Source organism: Bacterioplanoides sp. (assembly GCF_965219715.1).
Classification (GTDB): domain Bacteria; phylum Pseudomonadota; class Gammaproteobacteria; order Pseudomonadales; family Oceanobacteraceae; genus Bacterioplanoides.
The window spans coordinates 1,028,453-1,052,309 of sequence record NZ_OZ244785.1 but is presented as its reverse complement, the minus strand read 5'-3'; the positions used below and the strand labels follow the sequence as shown (position 1 = coordinate 1,052,309).

The following is a 23,857-nucleotide window of genomic DNA, read 5'->3' as shown; positions in this document are numbered from 1 at the left end:
AAGGAAGCACTAATGAAGCGCCTAATTGCGAAATCTCTGATGCTGGTGGGTGGATTATCGTTATCCTCTCAGTTACTGGCATTGGGGCTTGGAGAGATGACACTTAAGTCTGCACTGAATCAACCCCTCAATGCTAAAGTTGAGTTGGTCGATGTCGCGGATTTGTCTAAGTGGGAAATCAAACCTTCATTAGCTTCGACAGAAGACTTTGATCGTGCGGGTGTTGATCGCCTGTTTTTTCTCACAAAAATCAAATTCAAAGTAGATGGCGACAAGCTGGTACTTTCAACGCGTGAGCCAGTCACCGAACCTTTCCTGAATTTTTTAGTTGAGCTGAACTGGCCGTCGGGCCGTGTGTTGCGTGAATACACCGTTCTGCTTGACCCTCCTGTTTTTGAAGAAGAAACCATTAACCCATTAGTGGTCGCTCCGCGTGCTGCCGAAGCTGGAGATGTTGCTGCAGTTGAAGAACAGCCAGCTGCTGTGGCTAGTCAAAGCCATGACTGGCTGGATAAGCCCGCTCAGCCTGGAACTTATAAAGTCCAGCCTAATGACACTCTTTGGGAAATCGCGCTGGAGAATCGTCCGGATACTTCTGTGAGTGCGCAGCAAATGATGCTTGCCATCCAGCGACAGAATCCAGAAGCCTTTATTGGCGGTAACATTAACCGCCTGAAGACCCATCAGGTGTTGCGAATCCCTGATGCAGAACAAATTGACAATATCCGTTTCGGCCAGGCCGTAGCAGAGGTTGAACGACAGAACCAGGCCTTGAATGCCGGAGCTGCTCAGCTGGATGCGACGGGTCGACGCGATACCCCAGTAGCTGCCCAGGCTTCTGAAAACGGTGGTGAAGTACGTCTACTGTCTGCGGATAGTGATAATGCAGAGTCAGCGGGTGCCAGTGGTGATGTTGACGGACAAGGCTCAGGCCGCCAGCAAGCGCTGGAAAATGACCTGGCCATCGCGCTTGAAACATTGGATAAAAGCCGCTTGGAAAATCAGGAGCTTCGTCAGCGACTTGAAGCTCTGGAAGAACAGATTAATACGTTGCAGCGCCTGATTACCCTGAAAGATGACCAGCTCGCTGGTATTCAGGTTGAGCAAGCGCAACAGACAGTAGATGTTGTTGAGGCAGAGACCGCTGAAGCTCAGGTAACTGACGTTGAAGAGCCAACTACACAGGTGCTTGAAGACGGTGTGGTTGCTGAAACTGACCAGAATCAAACTGCCGCAGAAACTGGCGAAAGTTCAGTGGAAGCAACTGTTGAGAGTGCAGTAGAAACGGTTGCTGAGGTTGCTTCGGTAGATGGACAGGCTGCATCTGAAGAACTGGTTTCGGCAACCAGTGAAGCTACCCCAGCGGAAGAAGTAGACTTTAACTACCAGGAAGAACAGCAGGTCGCGGTTGATCCGGCTCAGGTAGCCGCTGAAGAAAAAGCGCGCGAAGAACGAAAAGCGCGTATCGCGGCTATGCTCGCCAAGCAAGAAGCTGAGCGACGAGCTCAGACTGGTTTTGTTGACTCCATGTTGCAGCGCCCTGAGCTATTAGGTGGCGGCTTGGCAGCCATACTGCTATTGATCCTTGGTGCTGTGAAGCTGGTGCAGAAACGCAAGGCCGCTAAGGAAGAAGAGGAAGCATTCGAAGAATCCGAGGTTGCTTTCAGTGGTGCCGATGTTGACGGCGCAGAGCTTGACGATATTGATTTTGATGATGATGGTCTGTCCGGTGGTGATATCGATGTTGATCATGATGAGCTGAACATCGACGGTGATGACGACCTGAATCTTGGCGATCTGGAAGAAGATGAATCCGATTTTGGAGCAGTTGCTCAAACAGAGGATGTCATCAGCGAATCTGATATCTACATTGCCTACGGTAAGTTTGAACAAGCTGTTGATCTGTTATCCGGTGCTATTGAGCAAGAACCGAGTCGTTCTGATTTGCGCCTGAAGCTGCTTGAAGTGTTTGTTGAAATGGACGACGCAGACGGCTTTGCTAAGCAAGAAATGTCGTTGATTAGTCTCGGTGATCGTGATGCTAATGATCAAGCTGAGCAGTTGCGTTCCCGTTTATCAACGCCGATTACTCCTACTGCGGATGCCGCCGATGACGCGCTGACTCTGGATGAAAATATTCCGTCGCTGGACGACACTCTGGGCGATGAATTCAGCGATGGTCTGGATTTTGGTGACGCTCTGGATCTGGCAGATGGCGATGATGGTCAGGAATTTGATCTACCTGAAAGCTTGGGCGGTGATGATTCGGCAGCACTGGATTTCGATCTGGGAGATTCAGTACAAGATGCGCCGGAACTGAATATCGAAGCGGGCAGCACAGATGATATTCCGTCTCTGGATGAAGAGGCATCGTTGGAAGATGTTCCAACACTGGATCTTGACGATAATGACAGTCTTGCATTTGATCTGGATGCTGAGTCCGAGCAAGGTCTGAATTTGGATGGTGAGTCTGTTGAGCTGGATCTGACAGAGGGTCTTGCTGATTCTTCCGAAGACGACAACTCATTGGAGTTCGACCTGGGTGAGCTGACAGCGGGTGATGATGCTTCGACTGAGCAGGAAGAAGCTGTTGACCTGTCTGATGGCAACGAACTGGAATTCGATTTAGGTTCTCTTGGTGATGATTCTGAAGACGGCGAAGCTGATGATCTGGTAGCTGCTTTGGACCTGGATGAAGGTGATGATAATTCGCTGGATATCGATTTTGACTCGTTAGAATCCGCTGGTGATGATGTTGCAGAATTGCCGGTAGCGGATGCTACTGAAGAAGCATCTAATGATGATGAGCTGCTGGATTTATCCGCTGAATTAGCCGAATTTGAAACAAACGAAGATGCTCCAGAAGCTGAGCTGACCGATCTGGAAAGCCTCATGGATGCAGAGGGCAGTGTTGGTGACTCTGAATTGCCGGATCTGTCGTTTGATCTGGAAGAGGGTACCGGTTTTGCTGAGTCCGAAGACGATGATCTTAAGTCGTTAGAAGCTGAGCTGGATTCTGTCGTTGAACAGGACGCTGAGTCCGAAGAGTTGCTTGACCTGAGCGACGATCTGGAAGTTTCTGGTCAGGCTGATGGCCTTGAATCAGAGTTGGAAGACCTGGCTGCTGCGGATGCGGAAATCGACCTGAATGATGAGTTCGATCTTGGCTCAGATGAAGATCAGGATGTTGCTCTTGATTTAGATTCTGGCATCGAAACTGATGTTGCCGAGGCAGTTGAAGAATCCAGTTTGCTGGATGACAACGATGAGGAAATGGACTTTGCCTCAGATCTGGCTGATCTCGATGCTGAGCTTGAAGACTTTGAAGTGCCGCTGGCAGATGACGTTGCGGTAAGTGATGACGTCCATACTATCGAAGAGCCATCTGTTGCTGCTGAAACACCTGTTCTGGATTCTGAGGTTGTAGATGAGGCAGAAGTGCCGGTTATTGAGGATGAAGTTCAGGCGTCCTCCGGAGATGCTGAACAAGATATCGATTTAGATAAGCTGGCAGCAGCGGAAGATGAATTTGATTTCCTGGCAGGCACCGATGAGTGTGCGACCAAGCTGGACCTGGCGCGCGCTTACATTGATATGGAAGATATGGACGGCGCTCGTGAGCTGCTGCAGGAAGTTCTGCAAGAAGGTAGTGATCAGCAGAAGCAGGATGCTCGTGGTTTGATGGATAATCTGTCCTAATCGAGTAGTAGATGACTGAAGTACGTCGTTATGCCGCGGTGGTTGAGTACAATGGTACTCACTTCCACGGTTGGCAAAAGCAAGCCCACCACAATCAACCTACCGTTCAGGCCGCTCTCGAAGCGGCCATATCGAAAGTAGCCAATCATAAAGTCGATATTTTCTGTGCTGGCCGCACAGACACTGGCGTGCACGCTACGCGTCAGGTTATTCATTTTGATTCAGCCGCGAAGCGCAGTAACTACAGCTGGTTAATGGGTGTTAATACGAATTTGCCAAATGGCGTTGCGATTCAGTGGGTTGATGAGGTCAGCCCCGAATTTCATGCGCGCTATAAAGCGCGGGCCCGCCGTTACCGCTATCTGATCAATAATTCCCCAGCAAAATCGGCGTTGCAATACGACCAGTTGACCTGGTGGCGCTATCCGCTGAATGCGCAAAAGATGAATGAAGCTGCTCAATACTTATTGGGTGAGCATGATTTCAGTGCGTTTCGTGCAAAAGATTGTCAGGCAAAGTCGCCGGTTAAGATCATGCATCGTATCGAGGTTAAGCGATGGGGTGATCTGATTATGCTGGAGCTCGAAGCCAGTGCCTTTCTTTACCATATGGTGCGTAACATTGTTGGTGTGTTGTTACCAATTGGCGAGGAGCATCAACCGGTTCAATGGATGAAAGAGGTGCTGGATACCCGGGATCGCACCCAGGCTGGTATCACTGCTCCTGGCGAAGGATTGTATTTTGTCGGCGTAGACTTTCCTCCGCAGTTTAATGTTCCTTGTGATCCTTATGGTCCGACATTGCTCCAGCCGTTGCTGGACGCGACCGGTTTTCAGCAGCCGTTTGCGAATCAATTAAAAGAAGCGGCGGGGCTGGACCCGATTTAGTTGAGTGTCTGATATGATGGTTTCAGATTTTTCCTGAAACCTCATTCTCTTATGTCTTTCCGAACTCGAAGTAAAATATGTGGCCTGACCCGGGCTCAAGATGCTAATGCCGCTGTTGGGGCTGGCGTTGATGCCATTGGTTTGGTGTTTTATCCGCCCAGCCCACGATCTCTTTCCATTGAGCAGGCGGCTGACGTGGTGGCAGATGTTCCGGCATTTGTTTCAGTTACCGGACTATTCGTGAATCCGACGGTGGAACAGGTGCAATCTGTTCTGGATGCCGTTAGAATTGATCTACTTCAATTTCATGGTGATGAAGACGAGGCCTTCTGTGCTCAATTCAACCGTCCCTACATTAAAGCCATCCGGGTCCGGCAAGCGTCGGATGTGGTGGCGTCTTGCGTGCGCTTCCCAAGCGCCCTGGCAGTACTGCTAGATAGCTATAAGCCTGGAGTCCCAGGCGGAACCGGCGAAACCTTTGACTGGTCGTTGGTTCCACAATCTGATGATTTAAAACCTATTATTCTTGCCGGTGGTCTGAACCCCGAAAATATTGCTTTCGCAATTGAGCAGGTCAAACCGTTTGCTGTTGATGTCAGTGGCGGTGTTGAAGCGGTGCTTGATGGCATCGAGCAGAAAGGCATTAAAGACCACGGCAAAATGAACCAATTTTTAGATGAGGTGTATCGTGTCGACTCACACACCAGAAAACAGCAAGATTGATTTAACTTTGCCAGACGAGCGTGGCCACTTTGGTATTCATGGTGGACGCTTTGTTTCTGAAACACTGACCAGTGCGCTGGACGAATTAAACAGCACATATGAAAAGCTGCGTAATGATCCTGAGTTTCAGGCTGCGTTTGACTCTGACTTAGCGCACTATGTTGGCCGTCCTTCGCCATTGTATTTCGCCGAGCGACTGACCGCCGAATGTGGTGGTGCAAAAATTTACCTGAAGCGTGAAGATCTGAACCACACCGGTGCGCACAAGGTAAACAACACTATTGGCCAGGCACTGCTGGCTAAATTTATGGGCAAGAAAAAGATCATCGCCGAGACTGGTGCGGGCCAACACGGTGTTGCTTCTGCGACCGTTGCTGCGCGTTTTGGTCTGGAATGTAAGGTCTTTATGGGCTCTACCGACGTTGAGCGTCAGAAGCTGAATGTATATCGCATGAAGCTTCTTGGAGCTGAAGTTGAAGCGGTTCAATCCGGAACCAAAACCCTGAAAGACGCTATGAACGAAGCCATGCGTCACTGGGTAACCAACGTTGATGATACCTTCTACGTGATTGGTACCGCAGCAGGTCCGCACCCATATCCAATGCTGGTGCGTGATTTCCAGAGCGTGATTGGCCGTGAATGTATCCGTCAGTGTGACGAGCAACTGGGTCGTCAGCCGGATGCGCTGGTAGCCTGTGTTGGTGGCGGCTCCAATGCCATTGGTTTATTCCATCCTTACCTGGGTTATGAAGACGTCGCCATGTACGGCGTAGAAGCTGGCGGTCTGGGTCTGGAAGGTGACGATCACGCTGCGCCTTTATGTAAAGGCCGCCCGGGTGTATTACACGGTAATCGTACTTATCTGATGGAAGATGATAATGGTCAGATCATGGGGACGCATTCTATCTCTGCCGGTCTGGATTACCCGGGCGTTGGTCCGGAACACTCCTGGTTGAAAGACGTTAAGCGTGCCAATTACGTTGCGGCTACCGACGAAGAAGCGCTGGACGGTTTCTACAAACTGACTCAGTTGGAAGGCATTATGCCGGCTCTGGAATCATCCCATGCGGTTGCATACGCGATGAAGCTGGCGGCGACGATGGATAAAGATCAGGTGATTGTTGTGAACCTGTCGGGTCGCGGTGATAAAGATATTCATACCATTGCGTCACTTGATGGCATCACCGCTTAAGAGCTAAGGATTAACAGAATGAGCCGTATTACGACTGTTTTAAATGCTCTGAAAGAGCAAAATCGCCAGGCACTGATTCCCTACATCACGGCCGGTGATCCGAATAAAGAAGCCACTGTGCCAATGATGCATGCACTGGTAGAAGCTGGTTGCGACATTATCGAGCTGGGCGTGCCTTTCTCTGATCCGATGGCCGATGGTCCAACGATTCAGCTGGCGTGCGAACGTGCCCTTGAGCACGGTACCTCGTTAACGGATGTGTTGGCGATGGTTGCTGAGTTTCGTGAAAAAGATGCCGATACTGCTGTGGTATTGATGGGGTATCTGAACCCGGTTGAAGCCATGGGTTATGAGACCTTTGTTGATCGTGCTGTGAAAGCCGGTGTAGACGGAGTTTTATTGGTGGACTTACCGCCTGAAGAAGCCACAGAAGTTGAAGGTATCTTCAAAGCGAAAGATCTGGATATGGTGTACCTGATTGCTCCAACCACCACTGATGCTCGTATTGAAAAAATTGGCCAGTCCGGTAGCGGCTATGTGTACTACGTATCACTGAAAGGTGTGACGGGTTCAAAAGCGCTGGATGTTGACGACGTTGCCCGCAATCTGGAGCGTATCCGCAAACACGTTTCTGTGCCTGTTGGTGTGGGTTTCGGTATCACCAATGGTGAGACTGCAGCCCAGGTCGCTAAAGTGGCCGACGGCGTTATTGTCGGCAGTGCGATTGTGAATCGTATTGCTGCCAATGCCGACAACCCACAACAGGCTCAGGCCGAAGTGACCGAGTTGATGCGCGAAATGCGCTCAGCGATGGATCAGTAGCTATAGCCTCCTCAATGACGCTAATGAATATTTGAAGTAATGAAGCGAACTGTAAATGAATGGCTCGAATATCTTGAGTCACTGCACCCCAGCGAAATTGAACTGGGTCTTGAGCGCATTAAAGGGGTTGGTGAGCGACTGGATTGCCTTAAGCCTGCACCGTTAGTCATTCTGGTTGCTGGCACAAACGGCAAAGGAACGACTTCGGCCTTAGTAGCGAATCTGCTGATGGCTCAGGGGATGAAAGTGGGGGTTTACAGTTCGCCGCATATTCAGCGTTACAACGAGCGGGTCCAGATCAATGGCGAGTTAATCTCAGATGATGATCTGGTTCGTTCATTCGAAACCGTTGAATCCGTTCGCGCTGACATCGGCTTAACCTATTTTGAGTTTGGCACATTAGCGGCGCTGTCGTATTTCCAGCAGTCGGGTCTTGATGCCTGTGTGTTGGAGATTGGTCTGGGCGGACGTCTGGACGCGGTGAATATCGTTGATGCAGATATATCTCTGGTGACCAGTGTTGGTTTGGATCACCAGGCCTGGCTGGGCGATACCGTCGAGCGGATTGCGTTCGAAAAATGCGGCGTTGCCCGATCTGGCAAATATCTGGTTTGTGGTCAGCCGAATCCGCCGCATACCGCTAAAGAGCAAACGGAATCGTTAGGTGGGCAGTGGTGTGCTCGCGGTCAGCACTTCGATATCGTTGAAGAGGGCGATGAGTTATTGCTGAGCTTTATGACTCACGAAGGCCAGGCAGAATGGAATTTGCCCAAGGCTAATATTCCTTACCACAACGTTGGAACAGCAATTCAGGCGCTATCGCTCATTGGGCGCTTGCCGAACCGTGCCGTGGTTGCGGATGTGGTGAAAAACACATCAGTGGCTGGTCGTTTGCAAACTCTTACTGTACCGGTAGATGGCGGTGAATTAACGCTGACGCTGGATGTTGCTCATAACCAGCAGGCAGCGGCTTATATCGCAGAGCGCCTTGGCTCGGTTGATGGCGCAATCATTGGTATGCTGGAAGATAAGCCCGTCGAAGCGCTGATAAATACGCTACCCAAAATGCCGGATTGCTGGCTGGCCGGGTTGGATTGCTGGCGTGGTTTATCGGCTGATCAGTTGGCTGAACGTGTTGCCACAGCAAATGACTGTTTGGTCACTGAGAAATTTGCTACTGTGGCCGACGCGATAGCGCAGTTATTGCGAAAAGAGTCTGTGGCTGGTCAGCATTGGTTGATCGCCGGTTCCTTTCATACGGTAGAAGCTGCGCTGAATTATTTGCAGCAGCGAGACTGAGGGCTTCCCTGGCATGGAACAACACCTGAAAAAACGCATTCTTGGTGCTTTTGTCACTGTGCTGGCGCTGGGTATTGCGATGCCTATCGTGCTGGATGGCTCACGCTCACATATTCAGCTGCAATCGGATGTTCCGGCAATGCCTGTTATGGAGCCGTGGCAGCCAATCGAAAACGAACGCCATGTACGTATCGATCTCGAGACCCTGGCCAGTGGTGATGCAGATGAAGAGATCGAGCTGACAGAAGTGCGCGTGGTTGAGCAGGATGACCCAGCAGCTTTAGGTTCAAAAGGCGATCGTGCTGCGCTGGATGATCAGCAGCTGGCGTATGCCTGGACACTGCAATTAGGTGCGTTTGAAAAACGCAGCAATGCCCATGCTCTGCGCGATAAGTTAAGAAATAAGGGCTATAAGGCCTATGTTCAGGAATTTGCCAGCGATAAGCTGACCCGGGTTTATGTTGGCCCTGAGTTGCAACGCAGTAAAATCGAAGCGCTGCAACAAACATTGCGCACAGAGCTGAAGCAGCGCGATATTCATATAAAACGCTTTAAATCCAAAATCTGACCGTCTGGTCGGATGCAGCCGATAAAAATGCAACCCTGATCGACGACTTTTTCTCAGGCTCAGAGGCATTTTTCAGGTTCCTTCGACAGCAGCGCCTTTGCTATACTTCGCGCTTTAGCACAGTGTCTGAGGCACAGCTCGCATGGCGGTAATTGATTGGGTCATCGTGGCGGTATTAGCCATCTCCAGTTTAATCAGTCTGAAACGTGGTTTCGTAAAAGAAGCCCTGTCATTGGCCAGCTGGATTCTCGCCTTTCTGGTAGCCCGCCTGTTAAGTGGCAACCTTGCCACGCTGCTTGAAGGCAGTATCGACACTAACTCACTGCGCTGGATCGTTTCTTTTGCAATTCTCTTCGCTGGCACATTAGTGATCTGTGCCATGATTAATCACCTGCTGGTCGAAGTGGTTCGTATGACGGGCTTAGGTGGTACTGATCGTGTTTTCGGAATGGTATTCGGTTTTGTTCGTGGTCTGATTATTCTCGTGGCTGCGGTATATGGTCTGCAATTCACTCTGGTGCCTCAGGACACCTGGTGGCAGGACTCGATGCTGATCCCTCATCTTGAATCGGTTGCTGACTGGGCGCGTAAAACGCTGCCAGGCGCAAAAGATCAGGTGATGTCTTTTTCTTTTCTGAATCAATAATTATTAAGCTTGTTTGAGGTTATACGCGCATGTGCGGAATAGTGGGTATCGTTGCTAAAACCCATGTCAACCAGATCATTTATGATGCTCTGACAGTTTTGCAGCACCGTGGGCAAGATGCCGCTGGTATCGTTACCAGTAACGAAGGCAAATTGTATCTGCGTAAAGACAATGGTCTGGCTAGTGATGTGTTTCGTACCCGTCATATGCAGCGTTTAGTTGGCAATATTGGAATCGGTCACGTTCGTTATCCTACGGCAGGCTCCTCCAGCTCAGCAGAAGCTCAGCCGTTTTATGTGAACTCGCCTTACGGTATTACTCTGGCGCACAACGGTAACCTGACCAACACCGCCGAACTGGCCGAAGATATTTATCGCGCCGACCTGCGTCATGTGAACACGACGTCAGATTCCGAAGTATTACTGAACGTTTTCGCTCACGAACTGCAGCGTCAGAATCAGTTAAAGCCAACTCCGGAAATGATTTTTGAAGCGGTCAAACGAGTACACAAACGTGTACGTGGCGGTTATGCCGTTGTTGCTATGATTTGTGGTTACGGCATTATCGCTTTCCGTGATCCTAACGGTATCCGTCCGGCCATTTATGGCAGTCGAGAGACCGAAAACGGTAAAGAATATATGGTGGCGTCTGAGTCGGTTGCTCTGGATGCTGCGGGCTTCAAGATTGAGCGCGACATCGCTCCGGGTGAAGCCGTTGTGATTACCGAGCAGGGCGAATTATTTACCCAGCAGTGTGCAGAAAATACGCAGCTGGTGCCGTGTATTTTTGAACACGTTTATTTCGCCCGTCCGGATTCCATTATTGATGGTATGTCGGTTTATAAAGCCCGTTTGCATATGGGTGAAAAACTGGCGGAGCGCATTATGCGTGAGCGCCCGGATCATGATATCGACGTGGTTATCCCGATTCCGGATACCAGTCGTTCTTCCGCGCTGGAATTGGCTAACCGTCTGGGTGTGAAGTTCCGCGAAGGCTTTATGAAGAACCGCTACATTGGCCGTACTTTTATTATGCCGGGCCAGCAGCAGCGTAAAAAATCGGTTAAGCAAAAACTGAATGCGCTGGATCTGGAATTCCGCGGCAAGAATGTATTGCTGGTTGATGACTCTATTGTTCGTGGTACAACCTGCGAACAAATCATTGAGATGGCACGCGAAGCCGGTGCGAAAAAAGTGTACTTTGCGTCTGCTGCACCAGCGGTGCGTTATCCGAATGTTTACGGCATTGATATGCCGGCAAAAGAAGAATTTATTGCCCACGATCGCTCAACTGAAGAGATTGCAGCGGAAATCGGAGCAGACTGGCTGATTTATCAGGAACTTCCTGACCTGATTGATGCCTGTATTGAAGGCAGTAACACGGAAGCGAAGCAGTTTGATTGCTCGGTTTTCAACGGTGAATACATTACTGGTGATATCGACGATACGTATTTTGCACGCCTGCACGCTTTACGTAATGATGCCTCCAAGGGCAAACGCAATGCGGTAGAAAATGTCGCTATCGACTTGCACAACGAATCACAATCCTGAAGTGGATAAAGTAAAAAGTGACCGACTTTTCAGAATTTAATGATCGCTATCAATCGGATCTGACTAACGCTGAGTTTGAAACGTTAGCGGTGCGCGCCGGCCAGGTGCGCACGCCAGAGTGTGAACACAGTGAAGCTATTTTCCCGACCAGTAGCTATGTATTTAATTCTGCTGCGGAAGCAGCAGCGCGTTTCTCCGGCGATGCGCAAGGGAATGTATATTCGCGTTATACCAATCCAACGGTACGCACCTTTGAGGAGCGTCTGGCAGCACTTGAAGGTGGAGCAGCCTGTGCTGCAACGGCTTCTGGTATGGCGGCAATTTATGCTGTGTGTATGGCGCACTTAAAAGCCGGTGATCATTTAATTTCTTCCCGCAGTGTTTTTGGCAGCACCAATGTACTGTTCGAGAAATTTCTGAAGAAGTTTGATATTCAGGTGAGTTATGTCGACTTACTGGATATCAACGACTGGAAAAATAATCTGCAAGAAAACACCAAACTGTTTTTCCTGGAGTCGCCATCCAACCCAATTACCGAAGTTGCGGATATTCCGGTATTAGCAGAACTGGCCCATCAGAATGATATTTTGCTGGTGGTTGATAACTGCTTCTGTACTCCAGCCATTCAACGGCCTTTGAGTCTGGGTGCTGATCTGGTGGTGCACTCCGCGACGAAATACATCGATGGCCAGGGACGTTGTGTTGGTGGTGCGGTTGTTGGTTCCGATGAATTAATTGAACCGGTTATTGGTGTATTGCGTTCAGCCGGACCCACCATGAGCCCGTTTAATGCCTGGGTGTTTACCAAGGGCCTTGAGACATTATCGCTGCGTATGAAAGCGCATACTGAAAATGCACTTGCGTTGGCGCAATGGCTTGAGCAGCAACCGGCTGTGACCAAAGTGAATTATTGCGGACTGCCATCTCATCCACAATTTGCGCTGGCACAGAAGCAGCAATCAATGTCGGGCGGTGTATTGTCGTTTGAAGTGGCAGGCGGACGTGAAGCAGCCTGGAAGGTGGTGGATGCGACTCGTATGATTTCCATCACCGCCAATCTGGGTGATGCTAAAACCACCATTACTCATCCAGCGACAACAACCCATGGCCGCCTGAGTGATGAAGAGCGTGACCGTGCTGGCATTTCTCAGGGATTGTTACGTATTGCAGTTGGTTTGGAAAATATCGCCGATATTCAGAAAGATCTGGAGTTGGGATTACAGAGCTTGTAATCGCTCCTTTCCGTTGCATCAAACGAACCCCATAAGCTGAACGTTTATGGGGTTTTTTATTATCTTGCTAAAAGTAACAACAGAGCGAACTCGGCTATCACGAAATTGGCGTGACAAGCCTTTCCAAGTGAACCTGAGTCACATATTCTTGTCGGAGTTTTTGCCCGATAAACTCCGTTTGTTTTCCGGGTATCGCAATAATAACTAAGGTACGCGCATGTCCCAGGTAATTGATCAGGCATTAAGCCAACTGAATCAGGTGGTATTGGGTAAAGAAACTCAGTTAAAAATGGCGTTAGCCTGTTTACTGGCGAAAGGACATTTACTGATTGAAGATTTGCCGGGTATGGGGAAAACGACATTATCCCATGCTCTGGCAAGTGCCTTAAGCCTGCAATACAATCGCATTCAGTTCACCAGTGATTTATTACCCGCCGATATCCTTGGTGTCAGCATCTTTGAGAAAGAGCCTGGTACTGAACTCGGTCGTTTTCGTTTTCACCCCGGTCCTGTTTTTTCTCAGCTTCTATTGGCTGATGAAATTAACCGGGCAACGCCTAAAGCGCAAAGTGCATTGCTGGAAGCAATGGAAGAAGGCCAGGTAACTGTAGAAGGGGAAACCCGCGCATTACCGGATCCGTTTTTTGTTATTGCCACACAAAACCCGGTTTCTCAGTCCGGGACGTTTCCATTACCTGAGTCTCAGCTGGACCGCTTCCTGATGCGTATTCAGCTGGGGTATCCGCACGAAAAAGCCGAACGCGAACTGCTGGAAGGTAAAGACCGCCGTGCCATGGCAAATAATCTGGCCGGGGTGATTTCTCACGAGCAACTGTCGCAGTTACAGCAACAGGTAAATCAGGTTCAGACCTCTTCTTCTGTGCTCGATTATATTCAACGCATTATCGCCTTTACCCGTTATGAGGGAGGTTACCAGTATGGTTTATCACCTCGTGGGTCGTTGGCGTTATTGCGCAGTGCCAAAGCCTGGGCATTAATTCATGGCCGTAGTCATATGGTGCCGGAAGATATTCAGGCTGTATTGCCTGCGGTGGTTGATCACCGCCTGGCAGATGCGGCTGATGGTGGAGCACACAGTGTTTCGCAACAAATATTAAATACGGTACCGGTACTGGTTTAGGTTCGGAACATGATGAAGTTGCCTATTCCTGCTGCCTGGCGTCAACGCTGGCTGAGCTGGCTGGATCGTCGTATTCCGCCTGCCCGCCAGGTCGAGCTGAATCACAGGTCCATCTTTATCGTACCAAATCGGGTTGGTCTGTTATTTTCCGGTATTCTGCTGGTGATGTTGGTCAGTGCGATCAACTACCAGAACAGCCTGATTTATGCGCTTACATTCTGGCTGTTTTGTGTTGCCATGGCGGCGATGAATTTTACCTACGGTAATTTATCCGGACTGACCATTGCGGCAGGCCACGCCTATCCGGTGTTTAGTGGAGATGTGATTGAGTTACCGGTTCGCCTTATCGCCGCCGAGAAGAAATCCCATGAAGCGTTGACGGTTGGATTTCCTGATAACCCGGAACTTGAAGCGGATGTTGTGGCTGGGGAGACCAATGTTGTTGGCCTCAGCCTTCGTACTCACCAGCGTGGTTGGTTAAACCCCGGACGACTGCGTATGGAAACCCGTTTTCCGGTCGGCATGTATACGGCCTGGACCTGGGTGCGTCTCGATTTTAAGGTTCTGGTTTATCCTAAGCCGGAGCTTGTGCCGTTTATCTTTGCTCCAGGTGAAGGCGGTGAAGAATTGCAGGGTGCTGCGTCTCAACAAAGTGGTAATCAGGATTTTAACGGTTTAAGGCCTTATCAACCGGGTGACTCGTTGAAACAAATCGCCTGGAAACAACTGGCGCGTGGCAAAGGCCTGGTGACTAAAGAGTTCGACAGCGACGAAGGCGCTACCTGTTGGCTTGACTGGGAAATGCTGGCCCCTGCTAACATGGAAAGTCGTATTTCGCGATTAACCGGCTGGGTATTGCAGGCACACCAGAATGGCTGGAAGTACGGGCTGCGTTTGCCTGGTAGTGAGATAAAACCGGATAACAGCGAAGTCCACCGTGACTACTGTCTGCAACAGCTGGCCGTTTATGGTTTGTCTACTGATGGTTTGCCTGGCGCGGAGAATAAATCATGAAACACATTCCCCGCATCGCGCTGGTCTGGATTTTACTGGCGGTTGCCGCCAGTCTCGGTTTGCATTCATTACATCTGCCGTTATGGATGTGGGCTGTGGTGGTGTTTGTTGCTGGCTGGCGCTGGATGGTTCACCTCGGGCGTTTCCCTTATCCGAATAAAACGGTCAAAACCCTTGCCGTTATTGCTGCGACTGCTGCGGTGGTATTGTCGTTTGGAAAATCATTTTCTCTTGAAAGTGCGTCGGCCTTTCTGGTTGCGGCTGCAATTCTGAAAGTACTGGAAATGCGCAACCGGCGTGATGGTCAGATCGTTATATTTCTCTGCTATTTTTTGCTCGCCGTTGGTTTCCTGTTTGATCAGGGAATTATGGCAGCCGCCACTGGCATTGTGGTCGTTTGGTTGATTACCACGGCGCTGATTGCGCTACAGCAAAATCACAGCGGTGGCATCAAACAGCGCAAAACAGCGTCAACTCTGTCGTTGCGGATTCTGTTGGTGTCGCTGCCCTTTATGCTGGTGATCTATCTGGTGTTCCCTCGTCTCGGGCCGCTGTGGAGTGTTGGTCTGCAATCAGAACAGGCGCGCACCGGGTTATCCGATTCTATGTCTCCCGGAGACATTGCTAATCTCAGCCAGTCGGACGAGCTGGCATTTCGCGTGTCGTTTAAAGACGATCAGGTGCCAGCCAGGGAAGAGCGTTATTTCCGTGGTGTCATTCTGGATGGCTACGATGGCCGCAGCTGGAATCCTTCTGCCCGGGTTACAACCGAATGGGCACCACAAAGCTGGAAGCCGCCCGCTGACGCACAGGGTGTTCTGGAATATGAAATTATTCAGGAGCCCACCGATCAGAAATGGTTATTTGCTCTGCGCGGTGTGGCTGCGGTTGAAAAAGGAACCGGCATGACCTCGGACGACCGGTTGGTAAATCGCCGCCCGGTTTATCAGCGAAAGCGTTACAGTGTTGTTTCCTGGCCCAGTGTTCGGGTCGATCATCGTGGACTGAGCCAGCGTAGCTTGAGAAATTACACTCGTTTGCCTGCCGATAAAAATCCAAGAACCCTGGCCTGGGCGAAGCAATTCCGTCAGCAATTTGCCAGTGATGCGGAATACATGAATGGCTTATGGAATCATTTCCGCCAGCAGCCATTTTTCTACACCCTCAAGCCGCCGGTGTTGGGTGAACACGATATCGATGAATTTTTGTTCGACAGTCGCCGCGGATTTTGTGCGCATTACTCCGGTGCCATGACGTTTGCTGCCCGTGCGGTTGGAATTCCTGCTCGTGTGGTTGCCGGTTATCAGGGGGGCGAGTGGAATGAAGAAGAAAAATACCTGTCGGTGCGTCAGTATGACGCCCATGCCTGGATCGAAGTCTGGATTAAAGATCGTGGCTGGGTACGTATTGATCCAACCGCAGCGGTCTCTCCGGAACGAATTGAGTTAGGTCTTGAAGCGGCTATGCAGGAAGAGGGGAGCTTCCTGGATGAGCAGTTATTTTCCGCACACAAGCTCAAAGGGGTTAACTGGATTAATCAGCTGCGATTACAGATCGATAGTCTGAATTATTATTGGCAACGCTGGGTTTTGTCCTATGACAATGAACGTCAGAGTCAGTTGTTGAGCAGTGTGCTGGGGATTAAATCCTACGAAAAACTGTTATATGGCATAGCGACTCTGTTCGCTGTGGTTTTTCTCGGCGGTGCGCTGATTATCTGGTGGGGACAACGGCCAAAATCCAGCTCTGGCTTTATGAAGGCGTGGAATAAACTGCAGAAGCGCGCCCAGCGCTTGGGGCTGGAAGCTCGTGTTGGTGAAACGCCAGGGCAGTATTTACAGCGTGTTGAGCAGACTTTTCCGGCAACGATTTTGTTAGCCAGAGAGCTGAATAACAAACTGGTTCACTATTTCTATATCGCTGAGAAAGGCGATAAAACAGCCGAACGAGAGCTGATTAAAATGACAGGACGACTGCGACGAACTCTGAAGAAAGCCTGAAAAACCAGAACGTCCCGCTATTTTTCAGCGGGATTCCAGGCACAGAAACAGCCATCGCCAGCAACATTCATAAAGGGGCCGTAAGGGCCCTTTTTCAGATTACGAATAATGTTCGGGAAAAAATCATCGTTGGCTACGGTGCATAACGCACCAAAGCCATACGCGCCAAAGTAACCCATGCGATATTCGCCATCGATGCGATTAAACAACGCCAGTCCCGGGCTGGCTGATAATGGCAGTTCCTGCGGACTGAGTTGAATTAAATCAATTCGCTCGCCATTTAAGCGTTTGAAATCTTCGATTTGCTCTGTACTGGTGGTGGTCGAGGTTATAGCCACCACTCTCAGTTGTTGCTGATCAAATTCTCGCAGGATGCCATTGAAGTGCCGCTGGCTGACCTGGTTGCACAGGCAGTCCGGGTTCCAGAAGTGAAACAGTACAACATCCGCTGCCATATCCGCAGGTAACCTGGCAACAGCCGATTGGAACAGCGACTCAACTTCAGCGGCTTGCCACAATCGTGCATCGTCGTTGGCGGAAATAAACGGGCGAATGGTTTGTTGCTGAAACCACCACAGACCTAACAGAGTTGCTGCCAGCCAGACGGTGATCAGGCTGCCAATCAGAAAGTTTTTACGTGAAGCGTTGGATGTCGTATTCATGGTCGCAGTATACTCCCATCCCTCGCTTCGGAGCTAATCTAAACCCGCGGACTCATTGCTTTGAATCATCTTCCCGAGCTTAACGCCGACAGCCTGACTGGCGTATTGCAGCAGCATCCACTGGTGCTGCTGGACTTCTGGGCACCTTCTTGTGCTCCCTGCCTGGCGATGCTGCCGCTATTGCAGTCATTACAGCAACGTTTGCGACAGGTACACATCGTCAAAGTGAATGCGGATGATCAAACCGGTCTGGCAGAAAATTATCAGGTCCGCAGTTTACCGACACTGATCTTGTTGCAAGACGGGGTGGTGGTTGGTCGATTGCAGGGCGTGTGTGGTGAGTCTCAGGTTATGGCGTTGCTGCAACCCTGGCTGGAAGATGATATCGGTAGCCGCGTGCAGTTGTTGGAGCAAAAACGTTTCGCTGGCAGGCATTTGTTAACCGATGATCTTTCTTTTCTAAAACGCACGCTGGATGTTAAGCCAGAGAATTCACGTGTCCGTGCTCTGCTTATTCATGCGTTGCTGGACCAACTGAAATCTGAGTTTCCGCAACCTAAGGAAGCGCTGTCTCCGATTGCGGTGTTATTACAGGTGGATCATTTTGAATGGTTACGCGGTCCAGAAATCCAACAGGCGCAACAGCGTTTTGGTTTTATTGCCGGAAGTTATGGCGACGAATTTGATTCAGAAATTTATGCTCTGCTGCTACAGGAAAATTATCAGTTAGCCGCAGAAAAATTATTACAGCAATTAGAGCAGCAACAGGCATCGGCGCCTGACACGGTAAAACGTCAGTTTTTACAATTAATTGATACCTTGTCTGATCGCGCGGTTGCCCAACAACTCCGTCGTCGTTTTTTTAGTTGGCTGAATGGTCAGAACTAGCAGTCAGGTTCTCTTATAAAAAACCTGACTGATTCGTTATAAAAAATCCCACCGATGTTTTTCGGCCTTCTCATTAGCGCTGATAGAAATTCTTTCTATCAATGAATTAATTCCATTGTTTTCTGGCGACAATTGAAAATAAGTCTACAGTTATATTTATCACTACGATCTGGGTGATAAATAATTATAAGGCTTATCGCCAGTTAAATGGTCAGAGCCAGGCAGGATGTCTTATCGGCTCCTGTAGGAATCCAGCAGTATCCTGGGAGGGTAGCATGTCACTGAATAATCTCAGTGTTTCTCAACGTCTTAGTTTTATTCTTGTTAGTGTCTTTATTTCTGGTGTGATTTTTCTGGTATTTCAGGTGTCTGAATACCGCCAGGATCTGTACCAGGAAAAACAACAACAATTAGCCAGCCTGATCGAAACTCTGAGCAGTCAGGTAAATGCGATACAACGCACTTCGTTGCCCGATGAACAGAAAGAAACGCTGATCCGTCGTGTAATTCGTGATGCCCGCTATCAGGATAATCAGTATTTTTTTTTGTTTGATCGCAATCTGACAATGCGTGTTCATCCCTATAAACCTCAGCTTGAAGGAAAATCCGTGGCTCAGGTTAAGGATGCACGGGGAGATGCATTATTTAAAAATATGCTGCATGCCGCCCAACAAAACCGTATTGGCTTTTTTGAATATCAGTGGCCGAAGCCTGGTGCTGATCAGGCCTCGGCTAAGTTATCCGCGGTGCATTTATTATCGTCTCGTCCCTGGGTGATCGGTACCGGAATTTATATCGACGACATTGATCAGCTGGTGCAACAGAAAAGCTGGATGTTGATTGGTCTTGGATTGGTCTGGGCTCTGTTAATGGCCGTATTAGGGCATTATTTTGTGCTGACCATTTCCCGCCCGTTGGAGCAAGCCGGAAAGTGTCTGGAAAGGATGGCTCAGGGAGATCTGACGCAGCCTTGTCGTCCATTTAAAACCCGCGATCTGAATCAGCTCAGTCTGAATATGAACCGTATGCAACAGCGTATGGTGGAGCTGTTAAGTCTGGTCAAAGGCGATAGCCAGAAGATTGTTATGGCCACCGATCAATTGCAGTTATCGGCAGAAACCGGTGAGCACAATTCCGATCAGCAACATAAAGAGCTGGATCAGCTCAGTGTAGCCATGAATGAGCTGGTGCAAACCATTCAGGTGATGTCTGGCTCTGCTAATACTGCGGCGCAATCCATGAATAAAGCCGCCGACGCGGCCGGGCAGGGGGAAGCCATGATGGATACCGCACGCCAGCAAATCCATCAGCTGACTTCAAAACTCGATCATTCCGCGCATTCAGTGGAAACACTGAACAGCGCGGCAAGTCAGATTGGCAACGTTGCAGAAGTGATTGCCAGTATTTCTGAACAAACCAATTTACTCGCGTTAAATGCGGCAATTGAGGCGGCTCGTGCCGGTGAGAGTGGACGTGGCTTTGCGGTGGTTGCTGATGAAGTCAGAACGCTGGCGCAACGCACAGGTGTTGCCACTGACGAAATTAAACAGGTCATCGACACCATTGTGAATGGCACTCGCGAAGCGGTTTCTGTAATGCAATCGAGCAGTACGGAAACGCAACAATGTGCGGTTAATATCGATCAGGCACAGCAACAGCTGGCGGCGATTAACGTCAGTGTTACCGATGTGAAAGATATGAATATTCAGTTGGCGGCCAGTATTGAACAACAGGGGCAGGTTACCGAAGAAGTGAACCATAACCTGTTGAGCCTGGCGCAGGCTGCAGATGGCCACAAGCAGACTGCAAGAGAGTTATTAAGCAGTAGTGATACGCTGAATGGGCTGGCTGATGAATTGGACGCTCAGCTGAATTCGTTTCATTTAAGTCGCTGTTAACGCTGTTGCACTGAAGCAACACAAAGATCCCTGCACTTGTCTTAACAGCGTGGGTGCTGGTATGAATAATACCCGCAACCATTCTGTTATTACTGGTGAATTATTATGCAAACCCGTCTATTGGGAAACACTCAGCTGCAGGTCAGCAAAATTTGTCTCGGAACCATGACCTGGGGGGAGCAGAATACCGAAGCCCAGGCGCATGAACAGATGGATTACGCTCTGGCCCAGGGTATCAATTTTTTTGACGTTGCTGAGATGTATCCGGTACCACCTAAGCCGGACACCCAGGGTTCGACAGAGCGCTACATCGGCAGCTGGTTTAAAAAGACCGGTAACCGCAGCAACGTTATTCTGGCAACCAAAGTCGCCGGGCCAGCCGATTGGCTGCTTCACGTTCGTGGTGGCCCACAGTTGACGCGCGAACATATTTTTCAGGCCGTTGAGTCCAGTCTTGAGCGTTTGCAAACCGACTACATCGATCTGTATCAGCTGCACTGGCCTGCACGTAAGACCAACTTTTTTGGTCAGCTGGGGTATGACCATCAGGACGAAGACGACGCGACCCCGCTGGAAGAAACGCTGGCAGCGCTGAACGAGTTAATTCAGCAAGGCAAAATTCGCCATTACGGTTTGTCTAATGAAACGGCCTGGGGAGCCATGAAGGTGGCGCAAATCGCTGATGCGAACGGTTGGCCGCGTCCTGTTTCGATTCAAAATCCGTACAATCTGCTGAACCGCAGTTATGAGGTTGGGCTGGCGGAAGTTTCTCATCGCGAACAGATGGGGTTGCTGGCATATTCGCCGCTGGCATTCGGCGTGTTAAGCGGTAAATACCTGAATGATCAGCAGCCGGAAAATGCCCGGTTAACCTTGTTTGATCGTTTCACCCGCTACACTGGTGACGTTGCCCAGCAGGCTACCCGGGAATACGTTGAGTTAGCACAGGAGTTAGGTATGTCTGCAGCGGTGATGGCTCAGGCGTTTGTTACTGAACGCAGCTTTGTGACCTCGAATATTATTGGTGCGACCAATATGGATCAGTTAAAGGAAAATATTGATAGCGCTCAGATTATTCTTGATGCCGAGGCCGTGGCTAAAATCGATGCCATCCATGCACGTATTTCTAATCCTTGTCCGTAAAGCTCAGTTGAACTGATCACGGGCAGACAATAAAAAAGCAGCTTCGGCTGCTTTTTTCGTTTTAAACCGATGTTTTTAAAGACAGGATTAGCCGCTGCTTTTTTCGCTGGCTTCACGGATGGCTAAATTACTTTTTTCCGGTAAACCGGCATAGCGCCATTTGCGGTAGGACTGATACTGCTCAGCACTGATAAACTCTTTAAAGCGCATATCACGTAAAATACGTTGCATCTTTTTACGCAGTGCCGGAGACCAGTTACCATTGCTGACCAGAGAGTAGTGGTAACGGCGTGGCGATGGTAATAATAATGCCAGAAACGCACCTTGCGCGGCATTTAACTGATCGGGTGTGGTTTCAAAATAGTACTGTGCAGCGGCTTTAACACCGTATAAGTCCGGGCCAAATTCCGCAATATTTAAATAAATTTCAAGAATCTGATTTTTATTTAATGCCTGCTCCAGGCGGAGGGTGGCAATTAATTCCTGAAATTTCCGGGTCAGTGATTTGTTGCTGTCGAGAAACAGGTTTTTTGCGGTTTGCTGGCTGATGGTGCTGGCACCAAATGCCCATTCCCGGCGCTTGATGTTTTCGGCCAGTGCAGCTTGCAGTGCATCATAATCAATGCCCTGGTGAGCAAAAAAATCACCGTCTTCGCTTAATACAATGCTGTATAACAAATCGCGGCTGACCTGGTCGAGAGCGACCCAGGGGTAAATAGTGGCGTCACGGCTTTGTGCTGAGGTTTTATTTAACTCGGCACGCATGTGCAGGCGCTGATTGGCGATCTGCTGCAGATTATCCATCGACATTTGTTCACTGGTCGGCAGATCTTTCAGTAACAGTGCGGTAAACACACTGACGGCAGCTATCCCGAGCCAGACCAGCGCACCGGTAATAAGCAGCAGGGTCCGGCTCCAGTGCCACAAACGCTGAAATGGCAGCTGAATCCAGAACAGTAATTTATCCCGCCATGATTCCATCCAATGATCCTTTTTACGTCGTTGAAAACAAACCGTAGATCAACCAGTGTAAGGGCCAGGCCAGGGATATTCAGTTACAAAATGATGAAAGCGTGTTGTTGATTGATTACACCGCGTGCACCAGTTTCGGATTCTGGCTGACCCGATACAAACGATAGCCCAAAGCAATCGCAGCCGCCGTTAACCCGATCACTAAACCACTCCAGAAACCTTCCGCCCCAAGTGGCTGATTCTGGTTAAACCAGAGGTCGTTAAAGGCCAGGTAATAACCCAGTGTCAGGCCGATGGCCCAGTATGAAATAAAGGTGATGACCATCACTGGCAAAGTGTCCTGATAGCCACGCAGGGCACCGGCTGCGCCGACCTGGATCGCATCCGACAACTGGAATACCGCAGCAAATAACAACAGGCCGGAAGCCACTTTTACCACTTCGGCATCGGGCGAATAAAGCCCGGCAATAAAGCTCGATAATGTCACCATTAAGGTGGCATTAAAGGCAGCAATTGCCAGATTCAATTTTACGCCAAGCCAGGCCGTCTGGCGTGCCAGATCCGCATTGTTAGCGCCGAGGTGGTGGCCAACACGAACGGTGAGTGCCATGCCCAGGCTCAGGGGAATCATAAACGTCAGTGACGAGACATTCAGCGCAACCTGATGCCCGGCAACCGTGATATGGCCGAGTTCGGTCAGGAATAAGGCAATGACAGAAAACAGGCTGACCTCAAAAAAGATCGAGGTTCCGATTGGTAATCCCAGAGCAACCAGAGCTTTGACCTGAGTCCAGTCAGGGCGGAAAACTTCCTGCCATAATGGCGTTTGTGGCTGCAGCCGGTGCTTACGGGTATTCAGCGCCATAGCAATTGCCATTCCGGTAAATACCAGTGCTGAACCAATACCGCAGCCCACGCCACCCAGCTCCGGCAGACCAAACCAGCCATACAGGAATAACCCGTTTGCCGGTACGTTCAATGCTAAGCCAATTAACATCACCCGGGTTACGTGGGCCGGATGGTGCAGTGCTTCTGCGTAAAAACGGTAGGCGAGAAAGATTCCGGCGGATGGCATGCCGAAGGCAATGGCTAATAAATAGTCACCGGCAATATTAGCGGTCAGTGGGTCATCGACGATCAGGGGCAGTAGCTGCGATAATCCCGCCAGCGAAACCGAAGCAATCAGGCCAAATGCCAGACCGGTGAATAAGGCGGCAGACAGCAGTTTGGGTAAACGGCTTGTCTGGCCAGCGCCATTAAACTGGGCAGTAAGGGGTGATAATGCCACCAGAATGCCAGCCAGCAGCAACCAGATAGGCAACCAGATGGAAGTGCCAATGGCCACAGCGGCCAGGTCTCGGGTGCTGACATAGCCGGACATCAATGTGTCGACGGTGCCCATGCCGATTTGAGCCAGTTGAGTTGCCAGGATAGGAAGGGTCAGTTGGCGCAGAGCTCGTAATTCTTGAGCTTTGAAAGTCATGCCGCTAGTTTCCGCGAATGAATACAGAGAGAAAATTT

19 protein-coding genes are annotated in these 23,857 nt (G+C 49.9%); 16 read left to right on the top strand and 3 right to left on the bottom strand.

Annotated elements, in window-relative coordinates; genetic code table 11:
- Positions 1 to 12: 12 nt before the first annotated feature.
- The 13 genes from ACOQOZ_RS05335 (at position 13) to ACOQOZ_RS05275 (ending at position 16,773) form a co-directional block, all read left to right on the top strand.
- Positions 13 to 3,699, top strand: a complete 3,687-nt coding sequence (locus ACOQOZ_RS05335; RefSeq protein ID WP_420591242.1) for a FimV/HubP family polar landmark protein — start codon at positions 13 to 15, stop codon at positions 3,697 to 3,699.
- Positions 3,700 to 3,710: 11 nt separating this feature from the next.
- Positions 3,711 to 4,586: a tRNA pseudouridine(38-40) synthase TruA gene (truA, locus tag ACOQOZ_RS05330; protein WP_420591241.1), complete on the top strand. Its 876-nt coding sequence runs from the start codon at positions 3,711 to 3,713 to the stop codon at positions 4,584 to 4,586.
- Between the two features lie 51 nt (positions 4,587 to 4,637).
- A complete protein-coding gene (locus tag ACOQOZ_RS05325) occupies positions 4,638 to 5,309 on the top strand; it encodes a phosphoribosylanthranilate isomerase (RefSeq protein WP_420591240.1) in 672 nt (223 codons plus the stop codon).
- On the top strand, positions 5,263 to 6,501 hold the full coding sequence (trpB, locus tag ACOQOZ_RS05320; RefSeq protein ID WP_420591239.1) for a tryptophan synthase subunit beta: 1,239 nt from the start codon (positions 5,263 to 5,265) through the stop codon (positions 6,499 to 6,501). The genes ACOQOZ_RS05325 and trpB overlap by 47 nt, the downstream gene beginning before the upstream one ends.
- 18 nt (positions 6,502 to 6,519) lie before the next feature.
- Positions 6,520 to 7,323, top strand: coding sequence for a tryptophan synthase subunit alpha (gene trpA / locus ACOQOZ_RS05315; protein ID WP_420591238.1), 804 nt, complete (start codon positions 6,520 to 6,522; stop codon positions 7,321 to 7,323).
- A gap of 39 nt (positions 7,324 to 7,362) precedes the next feature.
- Positions 7,363 to 8,622 (top strand): bifunctional folylpolyglutamate synthase/dihydrofolate synthase, encoded by a 1,260-nt coding sequence (locus ACOQOZ_RS05310; protein WP_420591237.1) that lies wholly within the window; start codon positions 7,363 to 7,365, stop codon positions 8,620 to 8,622.
- Positions 8,623 to 8,635: 13 nt separating this feature from the next.
- Positions 8,636 to 9,190, top strand: coding sequence for an SPOR domain-containing protein (locus ACOQOZ_RS05305; RefSeq protein ID WP_420591236.1), 555 nt, complete (start codon positions 8,636 to 8,638; stop codon positions 9,188 to 9,190).
- Between the two features lie 142 nt (positions 9,191 to 9,332).
- Positions 9,333 to 9,836 carry a CvpA family protein gene (locus tag ACOQOZ_RS05300; RefSeq protein WP_420591235.1) on the top strand — a complete coding sequence of 168 codons (504 nt, stop codon included), beginning with the start codon at positions 9,333 to 9,335 and terminating at the stop codon, positions 9,834 to 9,836.
- 29 nt (positions 9,837 to 9,865) lie between these two features.
- Positions 9,866 to 11,386, top strand: coding sequence for an amidophosphoribosyltransferase (gene purF / locus ACOQOZ_RS05295; RefSeq protein WP_420591234.1), 1,521 nt, complete (start codon positions 9,866 to 9,868; stop codon positions 11,384 to 11,386).
- A gap of 17 nt (positions 11,387 to 11,403) precedes the next feature.
- Positions 11,404 to 12,618: an O-succinylhomoserine sulfhydrylase gene (locus ACOQOZ_RS05290; RefSeq protein WP_420591233.1), complete on the top strand. Its 1,215-nt coding sequence runs from the start codon at positions 11,404 to 11,406 to the stop codon at positions 12,616 to 12,618.
- Between the two features lie 217 nt (positions 12,619 to 12,835).
- A complete protein-coding gene (locus tag ACOQOZ_RS05285; RefSeq protein ID WP_420591232.1) occupies positions 12,836 to 13,759 on the top strand; it encodes an AAA family ATPase in 924 nt (307 codons plus the stop codon).
- Positions 13,760 to 13,768: 9 nt separating this feature from the next.
- Positions 13,769 to 14,773, top strand: a complete 1,005-nt coding sequence (locus tag ACOQOZ_RS05280; protein ID WP_420591231.1) for a DUF58 domain-containing protein — start codon at positions 13,769 to 13,771, stop codon at positions 14,771 to 14,773.
- Positions 14,770 to 16,773, top strand: a complete 2,004-nt coding sequence (locus ACOQOZ_RS05275) for a transglutaminaseTgpA domain-containing protein (protein WP_420591230.1) — start codon at positions 14,770 to 14,772, stop codon at positions 16,771 to 16,773. Before ACOQOZ_RS05280 ends, ACOQOZ_RS05275 begins: the two co-directional genes overlap by 4 nt.
- 17 nt (positions 16,774 to 16,790) lie before the next feature.
- On the opposite strand, the gene ACOQOZ_RS05270 is transcribed toward ACOQOZ_RS05275, so the two are convergent.
- The gene (locus ACOQOZ_RS05270) at positions 16,791 to 17,435 is read right to left on the bottom strand and encodes a DUF6436 domain-containing protein (RefSeq protein WP_420591229.1); all 645 of its coding nucleotides are present in this window, start codon (positions 17,433 to 17,435) and stop codon (positions 16,791 to 16,793) included.
- Between the two features lie 60 nt (positions 17,436 to 17,495).
- Here ACOQOZ_RS05270 and ACOQOZ_RS05265 point away from each other — a divergent pair, with 60 nt between their 5' ends.
- From ACOQOZ_RS05265 to ACOQOZ_RS05255, 3 genes are all read left to right on the top strand, one after another.
- Positions 17,496 to 18,323, top strand: a complete 828-nt coding sequence (locus tag ACOQOZ_RS05265) for a thioredoxin family protein (protein WP_420591228.1) — start codon at positions 17,496 to 17,498, stop codon at positions 18,321 to 18,323.
- A 275-nt stretch (positions 18,324 to 18,598) separates the two neighbouring features.
- Complete coding sequence (locus tag ACOQOZ_RS05260; protein ID WP_420591227.1) at positions 18,599 to 20,221, top strand: methyl-accepting chemotaxis protein; 1,623 nt, start codon at positions 18,599 to 18,601, stop codon at positions 20,219 to 20,221.
- 105 nt (positions 20,222 to 20,326) lie between these two features.
- On the top strand, positions 20,327 to 21,364 hold the full coding sequence (locus ACOQOZ_RS05255) for an NADP(H)-dependent aldo-keto reductase (RefSeq protein ID WP_420591226.1): 1,038 nt from the start codon (positions 20,327 to 20,329) through the stop codon (positions 21,362 to 21,364).
- An 87-nt stretch (positions 21,365 to 21,451) separates the two neighbouring features.
- Here ACOQOZ_RS05255 and mtgA read toward each other — a convergent pair whose 3' ends face one another.
- Positions 21,452 to 22,345 (bottom strand): monofunctional biosynthetic peptidoglycan transglycosylase, encoded by an 894-nt coding sequence (gene mtgA / locus ACOQOZ_RS05250; protein ID WP_420591225.1) that lies wholly within the window; start codon positions 22,343 to 22,345, stop codon positions 21,452 to 21,454.
- 106 nt (positions 22,346 to 22,451) lie between these two features.
- A complete protein-coding gene (locus ACOQOZ_RS05245) occupies positions 22,452 to 23,819 on the bottom strand; it encodes an MATE family efflux transporter (protein WP_420591224.1) in 1,368 nt (455 codons plus the stop codon).
- Positions 23,820 to 23,857 lie beyond the last annotated feature (38 nt).

Excerpts from the sequence above, each read along its gene's own strand:
- ACOQOZ_RS05255 (WP_420591226.1), top strand. The coding sequence starts at position 20,327 with ATGCAAACCCGTCTATTGGGAAACACTCAGCTGCAGGTCAGCAAAATT.
- ACOQOZ_RS05275 (WP_420591230.1), top strand. The coding sequence starts at position 14,770 with ATGAAACACATTCCCCGCATCGCGCTGGTCTGGATTTTACTGGCGGTT.
- ACOQOZ_RS05305 (WP_420591236.1), top strand. The coding sequence starts at position 8,636 with ATGGAACAACACCTGAAAAAACGCATTCTTGGTGCTTTTGTCACTGTG.
- mtgA (WP_420591225.1), bottom strand. The coding sequence starts at position 22,345 with ATGGAATCATGGCGGGATAAATTACTGTTCTGGATTCAGCTGCCATTT.
- trpB (WP_420591239.1), top strand. The coding sequence starts at position 5,263 with ATGAGGTGTATCGTGTCGACTCACACACCAGAAAACAGCAAGATTGAT.
- ACOQOZ_RS05335 (WP_420591242.1), top strand. The coding sequence starts at position 13 with ATGAAGCGCCTAATTGCGAAATCTCTGATGCTGGTGGGTGGATTATCG.
- purF (WP_420591234.1), top strand. The coding sequence starts at position 9,866 with ATGTGCGGAATAGTGGGTATCGTTGCTAAAACCCATGTCAACCAGATC.
- ACOQOZ_RS05285 (WP_420591232.1), top strand. The coding sequence starts at position 12,836 with ATGTCCCAGGTAATTGATCAGGCATTAAGCCAACTGAATCAGGTGGTA.
- ACOQOZ_RS05270 (WP_420591229.1), bottom strand. The coding sequence starts at position 17,435 with ATGAATACGACATCCAACGCTTCACGTAAAAACTTTCTGATTGGCAGC.
- ACOQOZ_RS05300 (WP_420591235.1), top strand. The coding sequence starts at position 9,333 with ATGGCGGTAATTGATTGGGTCATCGTGGCGGTATTAGCCATCTCCAGT.
- truA (WP_420591241.1), top strand. The coding sequence starts at position 3,711 with ATGACTGAAGTACGTCGTTATGCCGCGGTGGTTGAGTACAATGGTACT.
- trpA (WP_420591238.1), top strand. The coding sequence starts at position 6,520 with ATGAGCCGTATTACGACTGTTTTAAATGCTCTGAAAGAGCAAAATCGC.
- ACOQOZ_RS05245 (WP_420591224.1), bottom strand. The coding sequence starts at position 23,819 with ATGACTTTCAAAGCTCAAGAATTACGAGCTCTGCGCCAACTGACCCTT.
- ACOQOZ_RS05325 (WP_420591240.1), top strand. The coding sequence starts at position 4,638 with ATGTCTTTCCGAACTCGAAGTAAAATATGTGGCCTGACCCGGGCTCAA.
- ACOQOZ_RS05280 (WP_420591231.1), top strand. The coding sequence starts at position 13,769 with ATGATGAAGTTGCCTATTCCTGCTGCCTGGCGTCAACGCTGGCTGAGC.
- ACOQOZ_RS05310 (WP_420591237.1), top strand. The coding sequence starts at position 7,363 with ATGAAGCGAACTGTAAATGAATGGCTCGAATATCTTGAGTCACTGCAC.
- ACOQOZ_RS05260 (WP_420591227.1), top strand. The coding sequence starts at position 18,599 with ATGTCACTGAATAATCTCAGTGTTTCTCAACGTCTTAGTTTTATTCTT.